This is a genomic window from Bilifractor porci (assembly GCF_009696005.1).
Lineage (GTDB): Bacteria > Bacillota > Clostridia > Lachnospirales > Lachnospiraceae > Bilifractor > Bilifractor porci.
On record NZ_VUMV01000001.1, the window covers coordinates 189,642 to 207,726 of the forward strand.

Genomic DNA, 18,085 nt, shown 5'->3' on the forward strand with positions numbered 1-18,085 from the left:
CAGTTTTGTCCGATAAAATCGGGCTTTTCATAAAAAATGTCACGAAGGAATACAAAGGGGAGTGTACATTATGCCTTCCAGGCGCAGAAAAAAAGCTATTCTGAATCCGACCATGCCCGAACGGCATCCGGTAGACGAAATTCAGGCGGATTATCACACCGGCCTGACAAAAGAGCAGGTTGTTTATTATCGGAAAAACGGGTGGGGAAACGTTTCGGTTGAAGCGCCCTCCAAATCGACAAAAGATATTATAAAAAGCAATGTCCTGACCTATTTCAACGGAATTTTTCTGCTGATTTCCATCCTGCTGATTCTGGTGAAATCCTTTAAGGATCTCTCTTTTCTCCCGATTATCATCGCAAACTCGCTGATCGGCATTATCCAGGAGCTGCGCGCGAAAAATGTACTGGATAACCTGACGGTCCTGAACGCCCCCAAGGCGACGGTCGTCCGGAATGGAAAAGAAAAAACAATCGCCGCGGAACACCTGGTTCTGAACGACATTGTCGTGTTTCACGCCGGAAACCAGATACCGGCTGACGCCGTTGTAGTGGAGGGCTCTGTCGCCGTCAATGAATCCCTGCTGACCGGTGAGTCGGACGAGATCCGGAAAAATCCGGGAGACCACCTGATGTCCGGTTCCTTTATTGTTTCCGGAACCTGCTATGCCAGACTGGAAAAGGTAGGTGCGGATTCCTATATCAATAAGCTGACCATCCAGGCAAAGGCATCCAGGGAGGGCGAGCAGTCGGAAATGATCCGCTCCCTGAACCATATCGTTATGTTTGCCGGAATTATGATCGTCCCGATTGGCATCCTGCTCTTCTATCAGGGCTATTTTCAGCAGGAAAACACGCTGAAGGACAGCGTGACTTCCATGGTCGCCGCCGTCATCGGGATGATACCGGAAGGGCTTTACCTGCTGTCCAGCGTGACACTGGCGGTGAGCTTTATCCGGCTGTCCACCAAAAACGTTCTGGTTCATGATATGAAATGCATTGAAACCCTTGCAAGGGTCAATGTTCTCTGCGTGGATAAGACCGGAACCATCACGGAAAATAAGATGCTTGTGCAGGAGGTGATCAAGCTTCCGCCCTATGAAACGGACTCTCCTGCCCTTCCGCTGGATGAGCTTCTGGGGGATTTTGCTTCCGCACAGCAGGCGGACAACATTACCATGGAAGCCATGAAGGCGTTTTTTACCAATACTTCCGGTTCTGTCCCCACCGGCGTCACCGGCTTTTCGTCCGCCTATAAATACAGCTCCGTTAGTTTTTCGGGAGGAAGCTATGTGCTGGGCGCGCCGGAATTTATTCTCCGCCAGGATTACGACACCTACCGGGAGGCCATAGAGGAACAGGGAAAAAAGGGCTACCGTGTTCTGGTGTTCGGAAAATACGAGGGAACACCGGACGGAACCGCCCTTACCGGCAGGGTTACCCCCTACGCGCTGATCGTTGTGGCAAATAAAATCCGGAAGGACGCGGACAAAACCTTCCGTTTCTTTGCCAAACAGGGAGTTGCCATCAAGGTGATTTCCGGGGATAACCCGGTTACCGTTTCCGAGGTGGCAACCCAGGCCGGCATTGCCAACGCGGATCAGTACATCGACGCTTCCACCCTGGAAACGCCGGAGGTTCTGCGGGAAGCAGTCAATAAATACACGGTGTTCGGCCGCGTCACACCGGCGCAGAAACGGCAGTTTGTTCACGCGCTGAAAGAGACAGGCCACACCGTCGCCATGACCGGAGACGGCGTCAACGACGTCCTTGCCCTGAAGGACGCAGACTGCTCGGTCGCCATGGCTGCCGGCAGTGATGCCGCGGCCCAGGCCTCACAGCTGGTCCTGCTGGATAATGATTTCGGCCACATGCCGGAAATTGTCATGGAAGGACGCCAGGTTGTCAACAACATGGAGAGATCCGGAAGCCTGTTTCTTACCAAGAACATCTTCTCCCTGCTGCTGGCAATTTTCTCCATAGCCGTAGGCTTCAGCTATCCGCTGAAACCCTCGCAGATTTCACTGATCAGTATGTTTACCATCGGTCTTCCCGGTTTTCTGCTCTCCCAGCTGCCGAACCAGGATCTGATCCGCGGAAAATTTATGAACAACGTGCTTCTGCGCGCCATGCCCGCAGCCCTGACAGACTTTATTGTTGTCGCGTCCCTGGTTGTGTTCGGAGAAGTTTTCGACGTAAGCTCTGTGGATATTTCGACTGCCTGTGCCATCCTGATGGCAATCGTCGGCTTTATGATTCTGCATGAAATTATCAAGCCGATGAATATCTACAAGTACATCATCATCTGGATCTGTATGGCCGGGATGGTCTTCTGTCTGGTATTTCTGCGGGATCTGTTCGGAATTACCGGAATGTCCATGCGTTGCATCATGCTGTTTGTGGTGTTCTCCATCACAACCGAGCCGATTCTGCGCTACCTGATCCGTCTGGTACGCAAGATCAATATCCTCTACAATAAGGCCAAGGACGCGTTCGCGCGAAATGCGCGCAGGAAGATGCGACAGGAGGATGTCTGAATCATGCCGCATGAAAAGATGCTGTATGAATCGGTCCTGTCCGGGCTTGTCAGATGAGAAGCACACATCAGGAATTCTTACATAAACTCATAACAAATACCGACGAAAAAGGCTCCTGAACGTTAACGTTCAGGAGCCCTTCTATTTAAAATCTTCTTATCTCTGTTCAAAAGAACTCAGAATTCAAATCAACTCTAATTCTGATGAACGCAGATCAAAGCCGTTCGTTTACACAGGGTAAGCCTTGTTTTCCTTGTCTGCCTTTGTGGCGTCCACGCCTGTGTCCTGGGCATCTCTGTACTTGAAGTAGTCTACCGCCACCTGCGGGAACAGGGCGTAGGAAAGAACATCCTCATCCTGTTTCTTGTAAGGAGCGGCCTCTTTCTCCATCTCAGGCAGCTGCGGCTTCAGATCGTCCGCCGGTCTGTAGGTAATCGGCTTCTCGTCGCCAAGAGCCTTTTTCTGCAGCTCCGGATTGACCGGATCGGTGGTAGCGCCGTACTTTCCTGCCAGCACATCCTTAGTTTCCTTTGTGATCATCTTGTAACGCTCGCCCATGATAACATTGAACACAGCCTGAGTTCCGACGATCTGTGAGGACGGAGTTACCAGCGGAGGATTTCCAAGGTCTTTTCTTACATTCGGAACTTCTTCCAGAACATCGTAGAACTTATCTTCCGCGTGCTGCTGTTTCAGCTGGCTGGTCAGGTTGGAGAGCATTCCGCCCGGAACCTGGTATACCAGAGTCTTGATATTCACGCCCATGTTCTTCGGGTTCAGAAGTCCATTCTCCAGGCATTCATCGCGGTACGGACGGAAATAATCCGCAATCTTCTCCAGAAGGGTCATGTCCAGTCCGGTATCGTACGGCGTGCCCTTGAAGGTCTGAACCATAACCTCTGTCGCGGGCTGGGAGGTTCCCAGAGCGAACGGGGAAATCGCAGTATCAATAATATCCACACCTGCCTCTACCGCCTTCAGATAGGTCATGGAAGCCACGCCGGAGGTATAGTGTGTGTGCAGCTCGATGGGAAGGCTTGTGGTCTCTTTCAGAGCCTTGACCAGCTCTGTTGCCTGGTAGGGCATCAGAAGGCCGGCCATATCCTTGATGCAGATGGAATCTGCCCCCATTTCCTCAATGGCTTTTGCCTTGGAAGTCCAGTACTCCAGTGTGTAGGAATCTCCCAGGGTATAGGACAGGGCTACCTGCGCCTCCGCGCCCTTCTCCTTCTTTGCGGCATCTACGCAGGTCTGCAGGTTTCGCAGATCGTTCATGCAGTCGAAAATACGGATGATGTCAATCCCGTTGGCAACGGATTTCTGAACAAAATACTCTACGACGTCGTCGGCATAAGGCTTATATCCCAGGATATTCTGGCCGCGGAACAGCATCTGAAGCTTTGTGTGCTTGAAGCCGTCCCTTAATTTGCGAAGACGATCCCACGGATCTTCGTGCAGGAAACGCAGGCAGGAATCAAAGGTAGCTCCTCCCCAGCACTCTACTGCGTGATATCCGACCTGATCCATGGTATCTACAATCGGAAGCATTTCCTCAGTCGGCATACGAGTCGCAATCAGGGACTGGTGTGCATCCCTGAGGATGGTTTCCATAATTTTTACACCCATTTGTTATCTCCCTTCTAAAAATGTCTGACAACTGATGCAGCCGGCAGAGCCGGCAAAGATTCCGCCAAAAGGCAGACCGTTTATTTCACTCCAAACACGGCCATAAAGGTACCTGCCGCTACGGCCGTACCGATAACGCCCGCGACATTCGGTCCCATCGCGTTCATCAGAAGGAAGTTGGTAGGATCAGCCTCCGCGCCGACCTTCTGAGAGACACGGGCTGCCATCGGTACCGCGGAAACACCGGCGGAACCAATCAGCGGATTAATCTTCCCGTGCGTGACAACGCATAACAGCTTGCCAAGCATGACGCCTCCGAAGGTTCCGAACATAAAGGCAACCAGACCGAGAGCGACAATTTTCAGTGTTGTTACATTCAGGAATGCCTCCGCGCTGGTGGTAGCACCAACGGATGTACCCAGAAGGATAACAACAATATACATCAGTGCGTTGGAAGCGGTTTCCGTCAGCTGCTTCACGACGCCGCTCTCACGGAACAGGTTTCCAAGCATCAGCATACCTACCAGCGGAGCGGTTGTCGGCAGAATCAGGCAGACAACAACCGTAATGATGATCGGGAACAGGATCTTCTCCAGCTTGGAAACCGGACGCAGCTGCGCCATCTTGATCTTCCGCTCTTTTTCAGTTGTGCAGAGTTTCATGATCGGGGGCTGGATAATCGGAACCAGGGACATATAGGAATACGCGGCTACCGCAATCGGTCCCATCAGCGCCGTCTGTCCCAGCTTTCCGCAGAGGAAGATAGACGTCGGTCCGTCCGCTCCTCCGATAATAGAAATCGCCGCCGCGGCCTTTCCGTTAAAGCCCATGAGAATGGCAAGGAAATAAGCGACATAGATACCCAGCTGCGCAGCTGCGCCCATCAGGAAGGAAATCGGATTTGCGATCAGCGGGCCGAAATCGGTCATGGCTCCGACGCCCATAAAGATCAGGGACGGAAGAATAGACCACTCATCCAGTGTGTAGAAATAGTAAAGCAATCCGCCGGCATGGGAAATCCCGGCTGCGTCCACGGTGGGAGCTGCGATAATATCCGGATAAATGTTTACAAGAAGCATACCAAAGGCAATCGGAACCAGAAGCAGCGGCTCAAAATCATGTTTGATTGCCAGGTATAAAAACAGGAAAGCAACCGCGATCATGACGAAGTTGCCCCATGTTATGTTAAAGAATGCCGTCTGATGAATCAGATTCGACAATGTCGTTAAAATCATTTTTTTACCTCCGGTTATTGGATTTCAGTGTCGGAGCTCAGTCCATGGTAGCCAGTACGTCGCCGGATTCCACCGCATCCCCTGCGGCAACCTCAATAGAGGCAATGGTTCCGTCCTGCGGAGCAACGACAGGGATTTCCATCTTCATGGCTTCCAGGACAACTACGCTGTCTCCAGCCTTTACAGAGGTTCCGACCGGAGCATCCACACGGATAATCTTTCCGGGTACGGAGGCTGTAATCGCAACGCCGCCCTGATTTCCGGAAGAAGCCGGAGCTGCCGCAGGAGCCGCCGCAGGTGCGGGAGCTGCCGCCGGAGCCGCCACGGGTGCAGGAGCAGGAGCAGGAGCGGCCTGCTGCACAGCGCCTGCAGTCGTTCCTTCTTCAACAGTTACCTGATATACTTTTCCATTCACGGTGATTGTATAGTTTTTCATAATTCCAGTATCCTCCTAAACTCTCTTCCATCCTCTGGTGCCTACACGGCGGATTGAGCGGACCACATAGCCGCCCTCAACGGGTGCTTCCTCCATAGCGGCGGCGATTGCCGCAGCCATAACAGCCACTAGCTCGTCATCTGATTCTCTGCCTGCGGCAGTGGCTGCCGACGCCTTCGCGGCTGCCGGTCTGGATGCCGGAGCAGCAGGCGCCTCTAAATCAGACTGCGCTTTTTTTGATTTGTCACCATGCGGGATAAACCGGAACAGGTAAATAACAAGCGTAAGGAAAATAAGAATCGCAAATACGACAATCAGTCCGACCGCCATATTCTGCGCCGCCTGCTCCAGCTTCTCTCCAAGGGTGTAGCTGATATTCATCTCATAATTGGTTGGCTGCATGGTGCTGCCATCAAAATATACCAGGACTTCCGCGCTCCGCTTTGCAAACTGTACCTCGGAGGTGACTGTGATGGTTCCGTCCTTGGCCTCTTTTACATCCTTTACCTCAACAGACTGTACTTCTCCTACCTCGTCCCTGGACTCCTCCCAGGAGTCATAGAAAACCTCGTAGAATCCGCCGCTGGATTTCATCTGCTGCAGCGTGTCCTCGTCCATCGTATACACCTGCTCCAGGAATTGCTGGACAGAAGACTTCAGGTTGTCCGCTGTGGTCTGGTCCAGATCCGCAAAGACCGGAACGGCCATGCAGAGAGCCAGAATCAGGCTGGCTGCAAGAACCAGTATTCTCTTAAAACTTTTCTTCATTTTGCCACCTCTTTCAGATTGTGCCGTGCTTTTTGTCCGGACCGAACTGTCTCTTGGTAAAGAGCATGTCCAGGGCGCCAATCAGGTACTTTCTGGTTTCTGCCGGATCAATAATGGTATCCACGTACCCGCGGGCAGCCGCAGCATCTGTGCTGTTCTGAAGCGCATCGTAGGCAGCGGCCTGTTTCTGAATCACCTCTCCGCCCTGTCCGTCGTACATAATCTTTGCGGCTTCCTTCGCGTCCATCATGCCGATTTTGGCGCCCTTCCAGGCGTAAACAAGATCAGCCCCGATGGATTTGCTGTTCATGGCAACGCATGCGCTGCCAAATGCCTCGCCGGTAATAACATTAACCTTCGGCGTAGTTGCGCTGGCAAAAGCGTAGACCAGAGAAGAAGCGGCCTTGGCCATGTTCATCTCCGAGCATTTGGTCGCCTTGAAGCCCCTGACATTGGTGAGCGTGACAAGAGGGATTGAGAACGCGTCGCAGAATTTAACAAACTCCGCAGCCTTCTTTGCTCCGCGGACGCTGATGGTCTTATCGAAGGATTCCCTGCTTCCGTCCGCTGCAAGGCGCGCCGCGCGGTTTGCCACGACACCTGCCGTATATCCATTCAGACGGATGAAAGCCGTCACAACATCCGGTCCGTATTCCGGCTGTGTTTCAATAAAGAGGGAATTATCGCTGATCCGGGGCAGCATCAGGGCAGGATCTTCCACGCACGCTGCAAGATCCGGGATCTGACGGTTCAGATCGTCATTGGTTGCCCCATAAGACATATCATCTTCATTATTGGCGGGAAGAACATCAATCAGGGCACGGATTTTAGCAATAACTTCTGCTTCTGTGCCGTCTCCCGCTGTCATGCCGGTCTCATGTGCCTGAAACTCCGCGGAGGATGTATCGCACTTGTCCTCGGAATTGCCCTTCAGGGCATTCGGGGCGTTTACAAACATTTTCGCGGCAGAGGACTCCATATAGGTAAAATCCGCCATACCGGAAACCAGCGCCATTCCGCCGCCGCACAGGCCGAAAACGCCTGCAATCTGCGGAACTACACCGGAAGCATCCGCCTGCGCCTGATAAATCTGTCCGAAGGCGTGCAGTCCGTCCACAGCCTCTTCCAGACGCATTCCGGCACAGTCTATCAGTCCGATGACAGGTGCTCCTGTCCGGATAGCAAGCTGATAGATGTTGACAATCTTCCCGGCATGCATTTCACCGATGGTTCCGTTGAGAACACTGGAATCCTGGCTGTATACATAGACAGGATTTCCGTCAATCTGACCGTATCCGGTAATAACGCCGTCTGAAGGTGCCTTTTTTTCAGCCATGTTAAAATCTGTGCTGCGGGCAGTTACCCCGGCGCCGATCTCAACAAAGCTGTTTGCGTCAAGCAAGGAAGTAATTCTTGCTCTGGCAGGGCTTTGTGTTGTGTTGCTCATTCCATTACCTCCATATCTTTTATTTATGCATGAACTCCGGCCGCAGCCAAAGCCAAATCTACATCTATTGTAATATAGCGTTTTAAGCCGGATTTTTCAACCGATTTTGTAAAGAATTCATAAATCAGGGCAGAAAAATTTTACATGTTTTTACAAATGCACAGTTTCCTTACCATCCCCCGAATTTTGCCTTAGCCCTTACCGATACGGTTATTTCAGTATGTTGCAGAACCGTAAAACATGCTATGATATGCGTGGCCGAAAATGCAAGGCAGAAACCGACATGCCGCCAAAGATACAAGGCCGAAACAGACACCCGCAGACTGATATTTCCTGCCTGCTTCCGGTACAGCACAGAACTGTTCCGGAGGAAAGGCGCCCTTCTTTAAGAAAGGAGCAGCCGGACATTGAAAAACAAATTGATCGACCTTGTCAACATCTCGAAATCCTATGACGGAGTGACGGTTCTGGACGAACTGAATCTCTATATCCGTGAAAACGAGTTTCTGACCCTTCTGGGCCCGTCCGGATGCGGCAAGACGACCACGCTTCGTATCCTTGGCGGATTTGAGCGTCCCGACCACGGGAATGTCTTTTTTAACGGAAATGACATTACCGGGCTTCCCCCAAACAAAAGACAGCTGAATACCGTATTCCAGAAATACGCGCTTTTCCCCCACATGTCTGTGGCGGAGAACATATCCTTCGGACTGAAAATCAAAAACAAGCCCCAGGGCTACATTGATGACAAAATCCGCTATGCCTTAAAGCTTGTCAACATGGACGGGTATGAAAACCGCTATCCTGCCGCCCTTTCCGGCGGCCAGCAGCAGAGGGTCGCGATTGCCCGCGCCATTGTCAACGAGCCGAAGGTTCTTCTTCTGGACGAGCCCCTTGGAGCCCTGGATCTGAAGCTCCGGCAGGACATGCAGTATGAGCTGATGCGCCTGAAAAACGAACTGGGCATCACGTTTGTATACGTCACACATGACCAGGAGGAAGCTCTGACCATGTCCGACACCATTGTCGTCATGAACCAGGGATATATCCAGCAGATCGGCACACCGGAGGACATTTACAATGAGCCCCAGAACGCCTTTGTGGCGGATTTCATCGGCGACAGCAACATTCTGGACGGACGGATGATCCGTGACAAGCTGGTCGAAATCCTGGGTGTGAAGTTTGACTGCGTAGACACCGGATTCGGAGAGAACAAGCCCGTAGACGTAGTAATCCGTCCGGAGGACGTGGAACTTGTCAAACCGGAAAAAGGCATTCTTTCCGGACGCGTCACGAATATTATTTTCAAGGGCGTCCACTATGAGATGGAAGTCCACGCAAACGGATACGACTGGCTGGTACACAGCACACGGCTGCAGGAGGTCGGAAAAGAGGTAGGCATCTATGTCGATCCCTTCAATATACAGATTATGAACAAACCGGAATCCACGGACGAGGAGGCCGTACCAGTTGAAGAGTAACCGCTTAAAATGGCTGGCTGCGCCCTATGGCGTATGGGCGGCCGGCTTTATCATCATCCCCCTTGTTATGATCGTTTTCTACGCCTTTACCTCGCAGGAGACCGGCGGATTTACCCTGGCCAATTTCGGCGACGTTTTTACCGGGGAGGTCATGAAAGCCCTGGGACTTTCGCTCGGCCTGGCACTTGTAAGCACCCTGATCTGTATTCTGCTGGCCTATCCGCTGGCCATGATCCTGGCCGGGATGAAGGTAAGTCAGAAAAGTTTTATCGTTTTTATTTTCATCCTCCCCATGTGGATGAACTTTCTGCTGCGTACCTTTGCCTGGCAGACCCTGCTGGAAAAGAACGGTGTGATCAATACTGTCCTGGGTGCCTTAAATCTGCCGCCGCTCGAAATAATCAATACGCCCTGGGCGATCGTATTCGGCATGGTTTATAATTTCCTGCCGTTTATGATTCTTCCCATTTACAACGTGCTGATCAAACTTGACCAGGATGTGGTGAACGCAGCCAGAGATCTGGGCGCCAGTTCTTTCCAGACCTTCTGGAAGGTAACCTTTCCGCTCTCCCTTCCCGGCGTGATCTCCGGCGTTACGATGGTCTTTATTCCGTCGCTTACTACCTTTGTTATTTCCGACCTTCTTGGCGGAGGAAAGATTCTTCTGATCGGCAATATGATTGAGCAGGAATTCAAGCAGCTGAATAACTGGAACGTGGGCTCCGCCATGTCCATGATTCTTCTTCTGTTCGTCATTGTTTCTATGGTCGTCGAAAATAAATACGACAAGACCGGGGAGGGAACCGCGCTATGAAAAAGATCCTGAAGCGAATCTATATGGTTCTGATTCTGTTTCTGCTGTACGCCCCCATTGCCACGCTGATCGTTCTTTCCTTTAACTCCTCTAAGTCAAGGGCAAAATGGGGCGGTTTTACCCTGTCCTGGTACCGGTCGCTTTTCCAGAATCAGGAGATCATGGAGGCGTTCTATACCACACTGGTGATCGCCCTGCTGGCCAGCGTGCTTGCCACCCTGATCGGGACACTGGCGGCCATCGGCATACACGCCATGAAAAAAAAGATGCGGACGGTCTTTACCGGCATCACCAACATTCCCATGCTGAACAGCGAAATTGTCATGGGCGTCTCCCTAATGCTGCTGTTCATCATTCTGCGGATCCGGCTGGGCTTTTCGACCATCCTGCTGGCGCATATTACCTTTGACATTCCCTATGTCATTTTAAGTGTTCTTCCGAAAATGAAGCAGACGAACCGGAACGTATACGAGGCTGCGCTGGATCTTGGCGCCACGCCCTTCTATGCCTTCCGGAAAACCATCCTTCCGGATATTATGCCGGGAATTTCCTCCGGTTTCCTTCTCTCCTTCACCATGTCCCTGGATGATTTTGTCATCACCTATTTTACCAAGGGACCCGGCGTGGACACGCTCTCCACAAAAATCTATTCCGAAGTGCGAAAGGGAATTAAGCCGGAAATTTACGCGTTGTCAACCATTTTGTTTGTCTCCGTCATGGTGCTTCTCCTGCTGATCAACCTTGCCCCGGCAAAAGAGAGCCGGGAGGAGCTGGAAAAGGATTCCCGCTATCTTGCAAAAACCGGGCGCCGCCGGATCTTCAGCAGACATATGGTTGTCGGCCGTCTGGTACCTGGCCTGTTAATCGCCGCCCTTGCGGCTGGCGGCATCTACTACGGAGGAAGCTCCGTTGCGGCCGGTCAGAATCAGGTCATTGTTTACAACTGGGGGGAATATATCGACCCGGATGTCCTGACCCAGTTTGAAGAGGAAACAGGCATTCACGTCGTCTATGAAGAATACGAGACCAACGAAATCATGTACCCGAAAATCAAGGCTGGCGCTGTCGCCTATGACTGCGTATGCCCTTCCGATTACATGATTAAAAAAATGATCGACAATGGCCTTCTCCAGAAAATTGATTTTGACAATGTTCCGAACATAACGAATATCGGTGAAATCTACCAGGAGACCTCCCGCGCCTTCGACCCGACCAACGAATACTCTATCCCCTACTGTTGGGGAACCATGGGAATTCTCTACAATAAAACTATGGTGGACGAGCCGGTAACAAGCTGGAAAATCCTATGGGACAGCAAATACAAAGACAGCATCCTGATGCAGGATTCCGTCCGGGACGCCTTCTGCGTCGCCCTGAAATATCTGGGCTATTCCGCCAACACCACAAACATGCAGGAGCTGCAGGAAGCCAAGAACCTCCTGATTGCCCAGAAACCCCTGGTGCAGGCCTATGTGATTGACCAGGTGCGGGATAAAATGATCGGAAACGAGGCGGCTCTGGGCGTTATCTATTCCGGCGAGGCCATTTACACCGCCAAGGAAAACCCGAACCTGGAATATGTCGTTCCGGATGAGGGTTCCAATGTCTGGATCGACTCCTGGGTCATCCCCAAAAACGCACCTCACAAGGAAAACGCGGAGAAGTTTCTGAATTTTCTCTGCCGGCCGGATATTGCGCTGAAGAATTTTGAGTACATTACCTACTCCACGCCCAACACGGCCGCGCAGGAACTGATTGAGGATCCGGACATCCGCAACAGCCAGGTGGCCTTCCCGGACAATGCCACTCTGGAGCGCTGCGAGACCTACTCCTACCTGGGAGCTGACGCCGAAGAAATATACAACGATTTGTGGAATGAGGTAAAGTCAAGCTGAAATGGAAACAATGTAAACGAGGAACGCAGCGCGTTCTGAGTCTGGGGTGCTGAATAAATACGTAAATTCATCTAATAAGCGAGGGGCAGCCGCTTTTGTATAAAAGCGTCTGCCCCTCTCACTGTATACAACTCATAAAATCATTTATCCCAATGACCGTAAACAGTTTTTATATAGGAATCTTGTGTTAAAGAATATGCGTTAAACATCAACATGAACATCGAGCTCAGCCTCTGCCTCTGCCTTGAAATCCTCAATCTGCACCTCATCCAGAACCGGAAGCTCGTCGGTGGATTCCACCCCAAAGCAGCGTAGAAATTTCTCGGTAGTTCCGAAGAGGATCGGCCTGCCGGGGATATTCAGCCGTCCCAGCTCCTGGATCAGCTCGTATTCCAGCAGCTTATTGATGGCATGCTCGGAACTGACGCCGCGGATCTTCTCAATCTCCGCCTTGGTCACCGGCTGCTTGTAGGCAATAATGGAGAGCGTCTCCATGACAACATCGGTCAGCTGGGGTTTCTTCGGCTGTTTTGCCAGAATGATCAGATTTCCGTAATACTGCTTCTTGGTACAGAGCTGATAGGAAGAATCCAGTTCCAGCAGCCGGATTCCCGACTCCGGCCGATTGTATTTTTCCTTCAGACGATCCAGTATCTTCTTTGTCTCTGCGGCAGAAAGACCGATGGCGGAAGCCAGGCGGTTCAACTCCACGGAATCCCCCATAGCAAACAGAATAGCTTCTATGGCTCCTTCTTCATTCCAGGAAGGATCTCTCCGCGCCCGATCTGCTACAGGCTCCGTCCCATCCTGCGGCGTGGTTCCCGGAACCTCTTGTACTCCCTGTTCCGACACCTCTGTTTCCGCAGTCTCCTGCTCTTCTTTACCGATGTCCTGCAATTTGCCTTCCTCCCGGTCTGTTCCCGTTTCTGTTCCGTTCTTTCCGTTTATGCGAGTTTAATTATTATTCCCTTGTCCCCAAAGAACACAGCTTTAACACGGAAGCCCTTATAGATCCTCCGTATAGGAATCTCCCACCAGGGTGGTGTCATTTTCGTCCTCCAGGGACTCTATCTCGATGTCGCCAAATGTTTCCGTCTGAACCACCCGGATTTTTCCCAGCTTCATGAGCTCCAGGACAGCAAGAAAGGTGACGATCACCTGCATTTTCCCGTCCTGATCCTCCAGAAGCCCACGGAAAGAAATCTTCCGCTTCCTTCTGGCGGTTATTTCCACATAGTTCAGTTTGTCCGGAAGTGATACAGGATCCTTTTCGATATGCCCGAATTTACTCCGGATCGGGTCAATCTTATCCTCCTGACGCTTCAGGACAAACTCAAAAATGCTGTGAAGCCGGTCTAACGTCATGTCCTTCAGAAGTTCCTGCACATCTGCCTTCGGCCGGAACGCGGCGACCTCACGGGGGAGCTTCTGCTTCCGCGTCACGACATCTCCGGCGTTTTCCATATAATCGCGGAGCTTCATGGAAAGCAGCTTGTATTCCTTATACTCCAGCAGCTGTCTTACCAGCTCATCCCTGGGATCTTCCTCCTCTCCCTCCTCGTTCACCTCGCGGGGTAGAAGCATGCGGCATTTAATATCAATCAGCGTGGCTGCCATCAGCATAAATTCGCTGGTGGTGTCCAGATCCTCATGATCCATCTGCCGTACATAGTCCAGATACTGGTCAGTAATCTCGGCAATCGGAATATCGTAAATATCTATTTTATTCTTTTCTATCAGATGCAGCAGAAGGTCCAGAGGGCCTTCAAATGCCTGCAGTTTTACTTCAATAGCCATATCTTACCTGCTGACTGTGAGATCTGCAACGACAAACTCCCTCGGATTGTGAATGCGTACGGGAATGCTGTGCTCCCCGCACCCGGAGCTGACAATACAGTATTTTCCCTCCTGCTGAAAAAGACCGTATGCGTCGCCGGGAAAAAGGCGGAAATCCGGACTGATCAGCCCGTGATGCGCGCCGAACCGCATCACGCCGCCGTGATAGTGGCCGCAAAGAGTCATATCTGCCTTCCAGCTCAGATACGTCTGCAGCATCAGCGGATTATGTGCCAGCAGAATCGTCACCGCGTGGGAATCCGGACGCCCGAGCGCCTTGTCCAGCTCTCCTTCCGGCAGAATGCTGTGATGAAGCCTTCGGTAATAGTACCTGTCCAGATCAAATCCCAGAATCTGAACCGGGATATCCCGGCAGAGAAAAGAGACCGTAGAGTTTTCCAGAATTGTGACACCGGACTTTCGGAGAGGCTCTGTAAACTCCCGGTACATGTCCTGGTACGTGTCCGGATAAATTCTGGCCCTGTACTCGTGATTTCCTGTCCCGCAGTAGAGAGGAAACCTTCTTCCGACCTCCTGCAGAAACGCAACCGCCGGTGCTGTCGGTCTGTCCGGCTTTGCCACAATAGAATCCCCGCCGCACAGGACAAAATCCGGTTTCCCCGCCTCCAGGGCAGAGAGCAGGCGCTCCGCCTCCTCCCTTCCGCAGCAATTATGCAGATCCGTAAAAAATGCAAACCGAAATTTCCCGGAGGGAACTTCTTCTTTCCGAAGCGGAATCTGATATCTGGTTGTCCGGAGTGTCCTTCTTCTCATAAGCCTGTATCTGTGTTCCGCGCTTCCGGGCGCGGTTTTGCTTCATTCGTTTTTTCATTGAAAAGGCTCCGGCAGATTCCTGTCGGAGCTTTTGTTTTAGTTATATTTACGTTTTCTGGCAGCTTCAGATTTTTTCTTACGACGAACACTTGGTTTCTCGTAATGCTCTCTTTTACGGATTTCCTGCTGGATTCCAGCTTTCGCACAGCTGCGTTTGAATCTACGTAAAGCGCTATCCAATGTCTCGTTTTCTTTTACGATTACATTAGCCATATGCCCAAACCTAACCTCCCTCCGGTTTTGGATTGTGCTAATACAACTGTTTGGGTATTTTTGCACTTTCTTTATGATACCATTTTTTCCGCAAATGTCAATCAAAATGCGGAATTTTTATTGATTTTTACCGGATCATCTCTGCGACAATGCCCGGAACCTTCTGGATCATCTCCGGTATTTTCTCCGGATTCTTGCCCCCGGCCTGTGCCATGTTGGGACGTCCGCCGCCGCCACCGCCGACAATCGCCGCAGCGGCCTTGATAATTTTCCCGGCCTGCGCGCCTCTCTTCTGCGCCTCATCCCCGGCCATGCACATCAGGCTGACCTTCCCGTTTTCTCCGGACGCAAGAAGAATGACTCCGTCGCCAAGCTTCTGTTTCAGCTCGTCTCCAAGGCTGCGCAGCTCGTTCATGTTTACATTCTCCAGAGCAGATGCCAGAACCTTTACGCCGTCCACATCCTGAACCTTGTTCATGATATCTCCCAGCGCATCCCTGGCTGCCTTGCTTTTCAGCGATTCATTCTCGGAGCGCGCCTCCTTCAGTTCCTTCTGAAGTCTGCCGATATGCTCCGGCACCTCCGACGGACTGGTTTTCAGAAGCTCCGCCGCCTCATTCAGTTTTTTCTCCAGCTCCTCATAATAGGCACGGACATTTTCTCCCGTCAGCGCCTCGATCCTTCTGACACCGGCAGCTACGCCGCTCTCGGAAATAATCTTAAAAAAACCGATCTGGCTGGTATTCTTTACATGCGTACCGCCGCACAGCTCTGTGGAGAAATCTCCCATGCGGACAACCCGTACCATGTCGCCGTACTTCTCTCCAAACAGAGCCATCGCGCCTGTCTTGCGGGCTTCTTCCAGCGTCATAACCTCTGTTACGACATCCAACCCTTCCAGAATCTCTTTATTGACCAGATCCTCTGTCTTTTTGATCTCTTCCGAGGTCATCGCCTGGAAGTGGCTGAAATCAAACCTTGTGCGTCCTGCGTCCTGATAGGAACCCGCCTGCTCTACATGGGTACCCAGCACCTCTCGCAGCGCTTTCTGAAGAAGGTGAGTCGCACTGTGGTTCCGGCAGATTGCCATTCGGTTTCCTGCATCCACCTCCAGGTGAACCAGATCTCCCTGTTTCAGCATTCCCTTTTCCACATACCCGATATGCGCGATTTTATTACCCGCCACATGCTCTGTGGCAGTCACACGGAATACGGCAGCTCCCTTCCCAAGGGCAGCACCCTCCGTCCCGCTGTCATCGCCAACCACTATACGGCCGATATCCCCGACCTGTCCGCCCATGGTTCCGTAGAACGGAGTCTCCAGCGTGATCACAGCACCCTTCTGTCCGTCAGAAAGAGCCTGCACAACCGCATCCTCTTCGCCGTCCTCGGACGCAAAGGCCGCAAGTGCCGCAATTTTACTGTCAGAGACGGTTTTATCATACCCGACAAAGGCCGAATTGACAGAAGGATCCATCTCCTCATAAACAGTAGCCGAAGCGCCCATATAGGTGGAGGACTTTCCGGATTTCTTGCGGTCCTCCCGCGCGGTGTCCTTCTGATGCTTCATGGCAGCCTGGAAGCCGGCCTCGTCCACGGAAAAGCCCCGCTCCTCCAGAATCTCCCTCGTATTATCCAGCGGGAAACCATAGGTATCGTACAGCCGGAACGCGTCCTCTCCGGAAAGCTCTTTGCTGCCTTCCTTTTCCAGCCTGTCCTCCATCTCCTGAAGAATATCCATGCCCTGCTCATAGGTCTTTTCAAACTTATCCTCTTCCGCCTGGATGACCTTCAGAATAAAATCTCTCTTTTCCTCCAGCTCCGGATAACCGTCCCTGGATTCCGCAATCACATTCTCCGCCAGTTTTGTCAGGAAGGATCCGCTGATTCCCAGCTTTCTTCCGTGGCGTACCGCACGGCGGATAATACGGCGCAGCACATAGCCCCTTCCGTTATTGGAAGGCATAATACCGTCCGAGATCATAAAGGTCATGGCTCTGGCATGATCGGTACAGATACGGACAGAAACATCTGTCTGCTCAGTTCCCGGCTGCTCGTAGCTGATTCCGCCCGCAAGGGTGCAGACAAGATCACGCAGGGACTTCAAGGTATCCACATCAAAAATAGAACCCGCTTCCTGCACCGCTACAGCAAGACGCTCCAGACCCATTCCGGTATCAATATTCTTCTGCGCAAGATCCGTGTAGTGGTTGTGTCCGTCGTTGTTAAACTGGGAGAACACAATATTCCAGACCTCCATAAAGCGGTCGCCCTCGCCGCCCATGACATCCTCCGGCCCGTTGCCGAATTCCGGTCCGCGGTCATAGTAAATCTCGCTGCACGGCCCGCAGGGACCTGACCCGTGCTCCCAGAAATTATCTTCCTTGCCGAACTTGTAAATCCGCTCCGCCGGAATATGCATGTCGTTCAGCCAGATCTGATAGGCCTCGTCGTCATCCACATAGACAGAAGGATAGAGACGATCCGCATCCAGTCCGACCACTTCCGTCAGAAACTCCCATGCCCAGGGAATCGCCTCCTTTTTGAAATAATCACCAAAGGAGAAATTACCCAGCATCTCAAAATAGGTGCCGTGACGGGCTGTTTTGCCGACATTCTCCAGATCACCGGTGCGGATGCACTTCTGGCAGGTGGTTACCCTTCTTCTGGGGGGTATTTCCTGTCCGGTAAACCACGGCTTCATAGGAGCCATACCGGAATTGATAATAAGAAGAGAATTGTCGTTATGCGGAATCAGCGAAAAACTGTTCAGACGCAGACATCCCTTTGTCTCAAAAAAATGAAGAAACATCTCCCGGAGCTCGTTCACTCCGTACTTTTTCCTTGGTGCCATAATATTTTCCCTTTTTATCCGCCTGAAAACAGGCTGAAATTCTGATGATATAGTAACCACGCCCCACAGGAAAGACTGCCGGAAACGGCAGAAACCCCCGTTCACGCAAT

Annotated in this window: 14 protein-coding genes; 4 read left to right on the plus strand and 10 right to left on the minus strand. The window is 51.8% G+C overall.

Annotation, left to right across the window (positions count from 1 at the left end; translation table 11 throughout):
- Positions 1–70 precede the first annotated feature (70 nt).
- On the plus strand, positions 71–2,536 hold the full coding sequence (locus FYJ60_RS00845; protein WP_154456699.1) for an HAD-IC family P-type ATPase: 2,466 nt from the start codon (positions 71–73) through the stop codon (positions 2,534–2,536).
- Between the two features lie 228 nt (positions 2,537–2,764).
- Here the strand turns inward: FYJ60_RS00845 and FYJ60_RS00850 are convergent, their stop codons facing one another.
- From FYJ60_RS00850 to FYJ60_RS00870, 5 genes are all read right to left on the minus strand, one after another.
- Positions 2,765–4,162 (minus strand): oxaloacetate decarboxylase subunit alpha, encoded by a 1,398-nt coding sequence (locus tag FYJ60_RS00850; RefSeq protein ID WP_154456700.1) that lies wholly within the window; start codon positions 4,160–4,162, stop codon positions 2,765–2,767.
- Between the two features lie 80 nt (positions 4,163–4,242).
- Positions 4,243–5,397 (minus strand): sodium ion-translocating decarboxylase subunit beta, encoded by a 1,155-nt coding sequence (locus FYJ60_RS00855; protein WP_154456701.1) that lies wholly within the window; start codon positions 5,395–5,397, stop codon positions 4,243–4,245.
- 37 nt (positions 5,398–5,434) lie between these two features.
- Positions 5,435–5,833 carry a biotin/lipoyl-containing protein gene (locus FYJ60_RS00860; protein WP_154456702.1) on the minus strand — a complete coding sequence of 133 codons (399 nt, stop codon included), beginning with the start codon at positions 5,831–5,833 and terminating at the stop codon, positions 5,435–5,437.
- Between the two features lie 15 nt (positions 5,834–5,848).
- Positions 5,849–6,601 carry an OadG family transporter subunit gene (locus tag FYJ60_RS00865; protein ID WP_154456703.1) on the minus strand — a complete coding sequence of 251 codons (753 nt, stop codon included), beginning with the start codon at positions 6,599–6,601 and terminating at the stop codon, positions 5,849–5,851.
- 13 nt (positions 6,602–6,614) lie between these two features.
- Positions 6,615–8,048 (minus strand): acyl-CoA carboxylase subunit beta, encoded by a 1,434-nt coding sequence (locus FYJ60_RS00870; protein ID WP_154456704.1) that lies wholly within the window; start codon positions 8,046–8,048, stop codon positions 6,615–6,617.
- Positions 8,049–8,455: 407 nt separating this feature from the next.
- Between FYJ60_RS00870 and FYJ60_RS00875 the strand changes: the two genes are divergently transcribed.
- Genes FYJ60_RS00875 through FYJ60_RS00885 form a run of 3 tightly spaced genes read left to right on the plus strand, consistent with a single transcriptional unit; the run spans position 8,456 to position 12,238 of the window.
- On the plus strand, positions 8,456–9,529 hold the full coding sequence (locus FYJ60_RS00875) for an ABC transporter ATP-binding protein (protein ID WP_154456705.1): 1,074 nt from the start codon (positions 8,456–8,458) through the stop codon (positions 9,527–9,529).
- Positions 9,519–10,343 (plus strand): ABC transporter permease, encoded by an 825-nt coding sequence (locus FYJ60_RS00880; protein ID WP_154456706.1) that lies wholly within the window; start codon positions 9,519–9,521, stop codon positions 10,341–10,343. Before FYJ60_RS00875 ends, FYJ60_RS00880 begins: the two co-directional genes overlap by 11 nt.
- The gene (locus FYJ60_RS00885; protein ID WP_154456707.1) at positions 10,340–12,238 is read left to right on the plus strand and encodes an extracellular solute-binding protein; all 1,899 of its coding nucleotides are present in this window, start codon (positions 10,340–10,342) and stop codon (positions 12,236–12,238) included. The genes FYJ60_RS00880 and FYJ60_RS00885 overlap by 4 nt, the downstream gene beginning before the upstream one ends.
- A gap of 201 nt (positions 12,239–12,439) precedes the next feature.
- On the opposite strand, the gene scpB is transcribed toward FYJ60_RS00885, so the two are convergent.
- The 5 genes from scpB to alaS form a co-directional block, all read right to left on the minus strand.
- Entirely contained in the window at positions 12,440–12,982 is a 543-nt protein-coding gene (gene scpB, locus FYJ60_RS00890) for an SMC-Scp complex subunit ScpB (RefSeq protein WP_334296173.1), read from the minus strand.
- Between the two features lie 261 nt (positions 12,983–13,243).
- On the minus strand, positions 13,244–14,035 hold the full coding sequence (locus FYJ60_RS00895) for a segregation and condensation protein A (protein ID WP_154456708.1): 792 nt from the start codon (positions 14,033–14,035) through the stop codon (positions 13,244–13,246).
- A gap of 3 nt (positions 14,036–14,038) precedes the next feature.
- Positions 14,039–14,848, minus strand: coding sequence for a metallophosphoesterase (locus FYJ60_RS00900; protein WP_154456709.1), 810 nt, complete (start codon positions 14,846–14,848; stop codon positions 14,039–14,041).
- Positions 14,849–14,944: 96 nt separating this feature from the next.
- Positions 14,945–15,121 carry a 30S ribosomal protein S21 gene (gene rpsU, locus FYJ60_RS00905; protein WP_004602251.1) on the minus strand — a complete coding sequence of 59 codons (177 nt, stop codon included), beginning with the start codon at positions 15,119–15,121 and terminating at the stop codon, positions 14,945–14,947.
- Positions 15,122–15,248: 127 nt separating this feature from the next.
- Complete coding sequence (alaS, locus tag FYJ60_RS00910; RefSeq protein ID WP_154456710.1) at positions 15,249–17,975, minus strand: alanine--tRNA ligase; 2,727 nt, start codon at positions 17,973–17,975, stop codon at positions 15,249–15,251.
- Between the last annotated feature and the right edge of the window lie 110 nt (positions 17,976–18,085).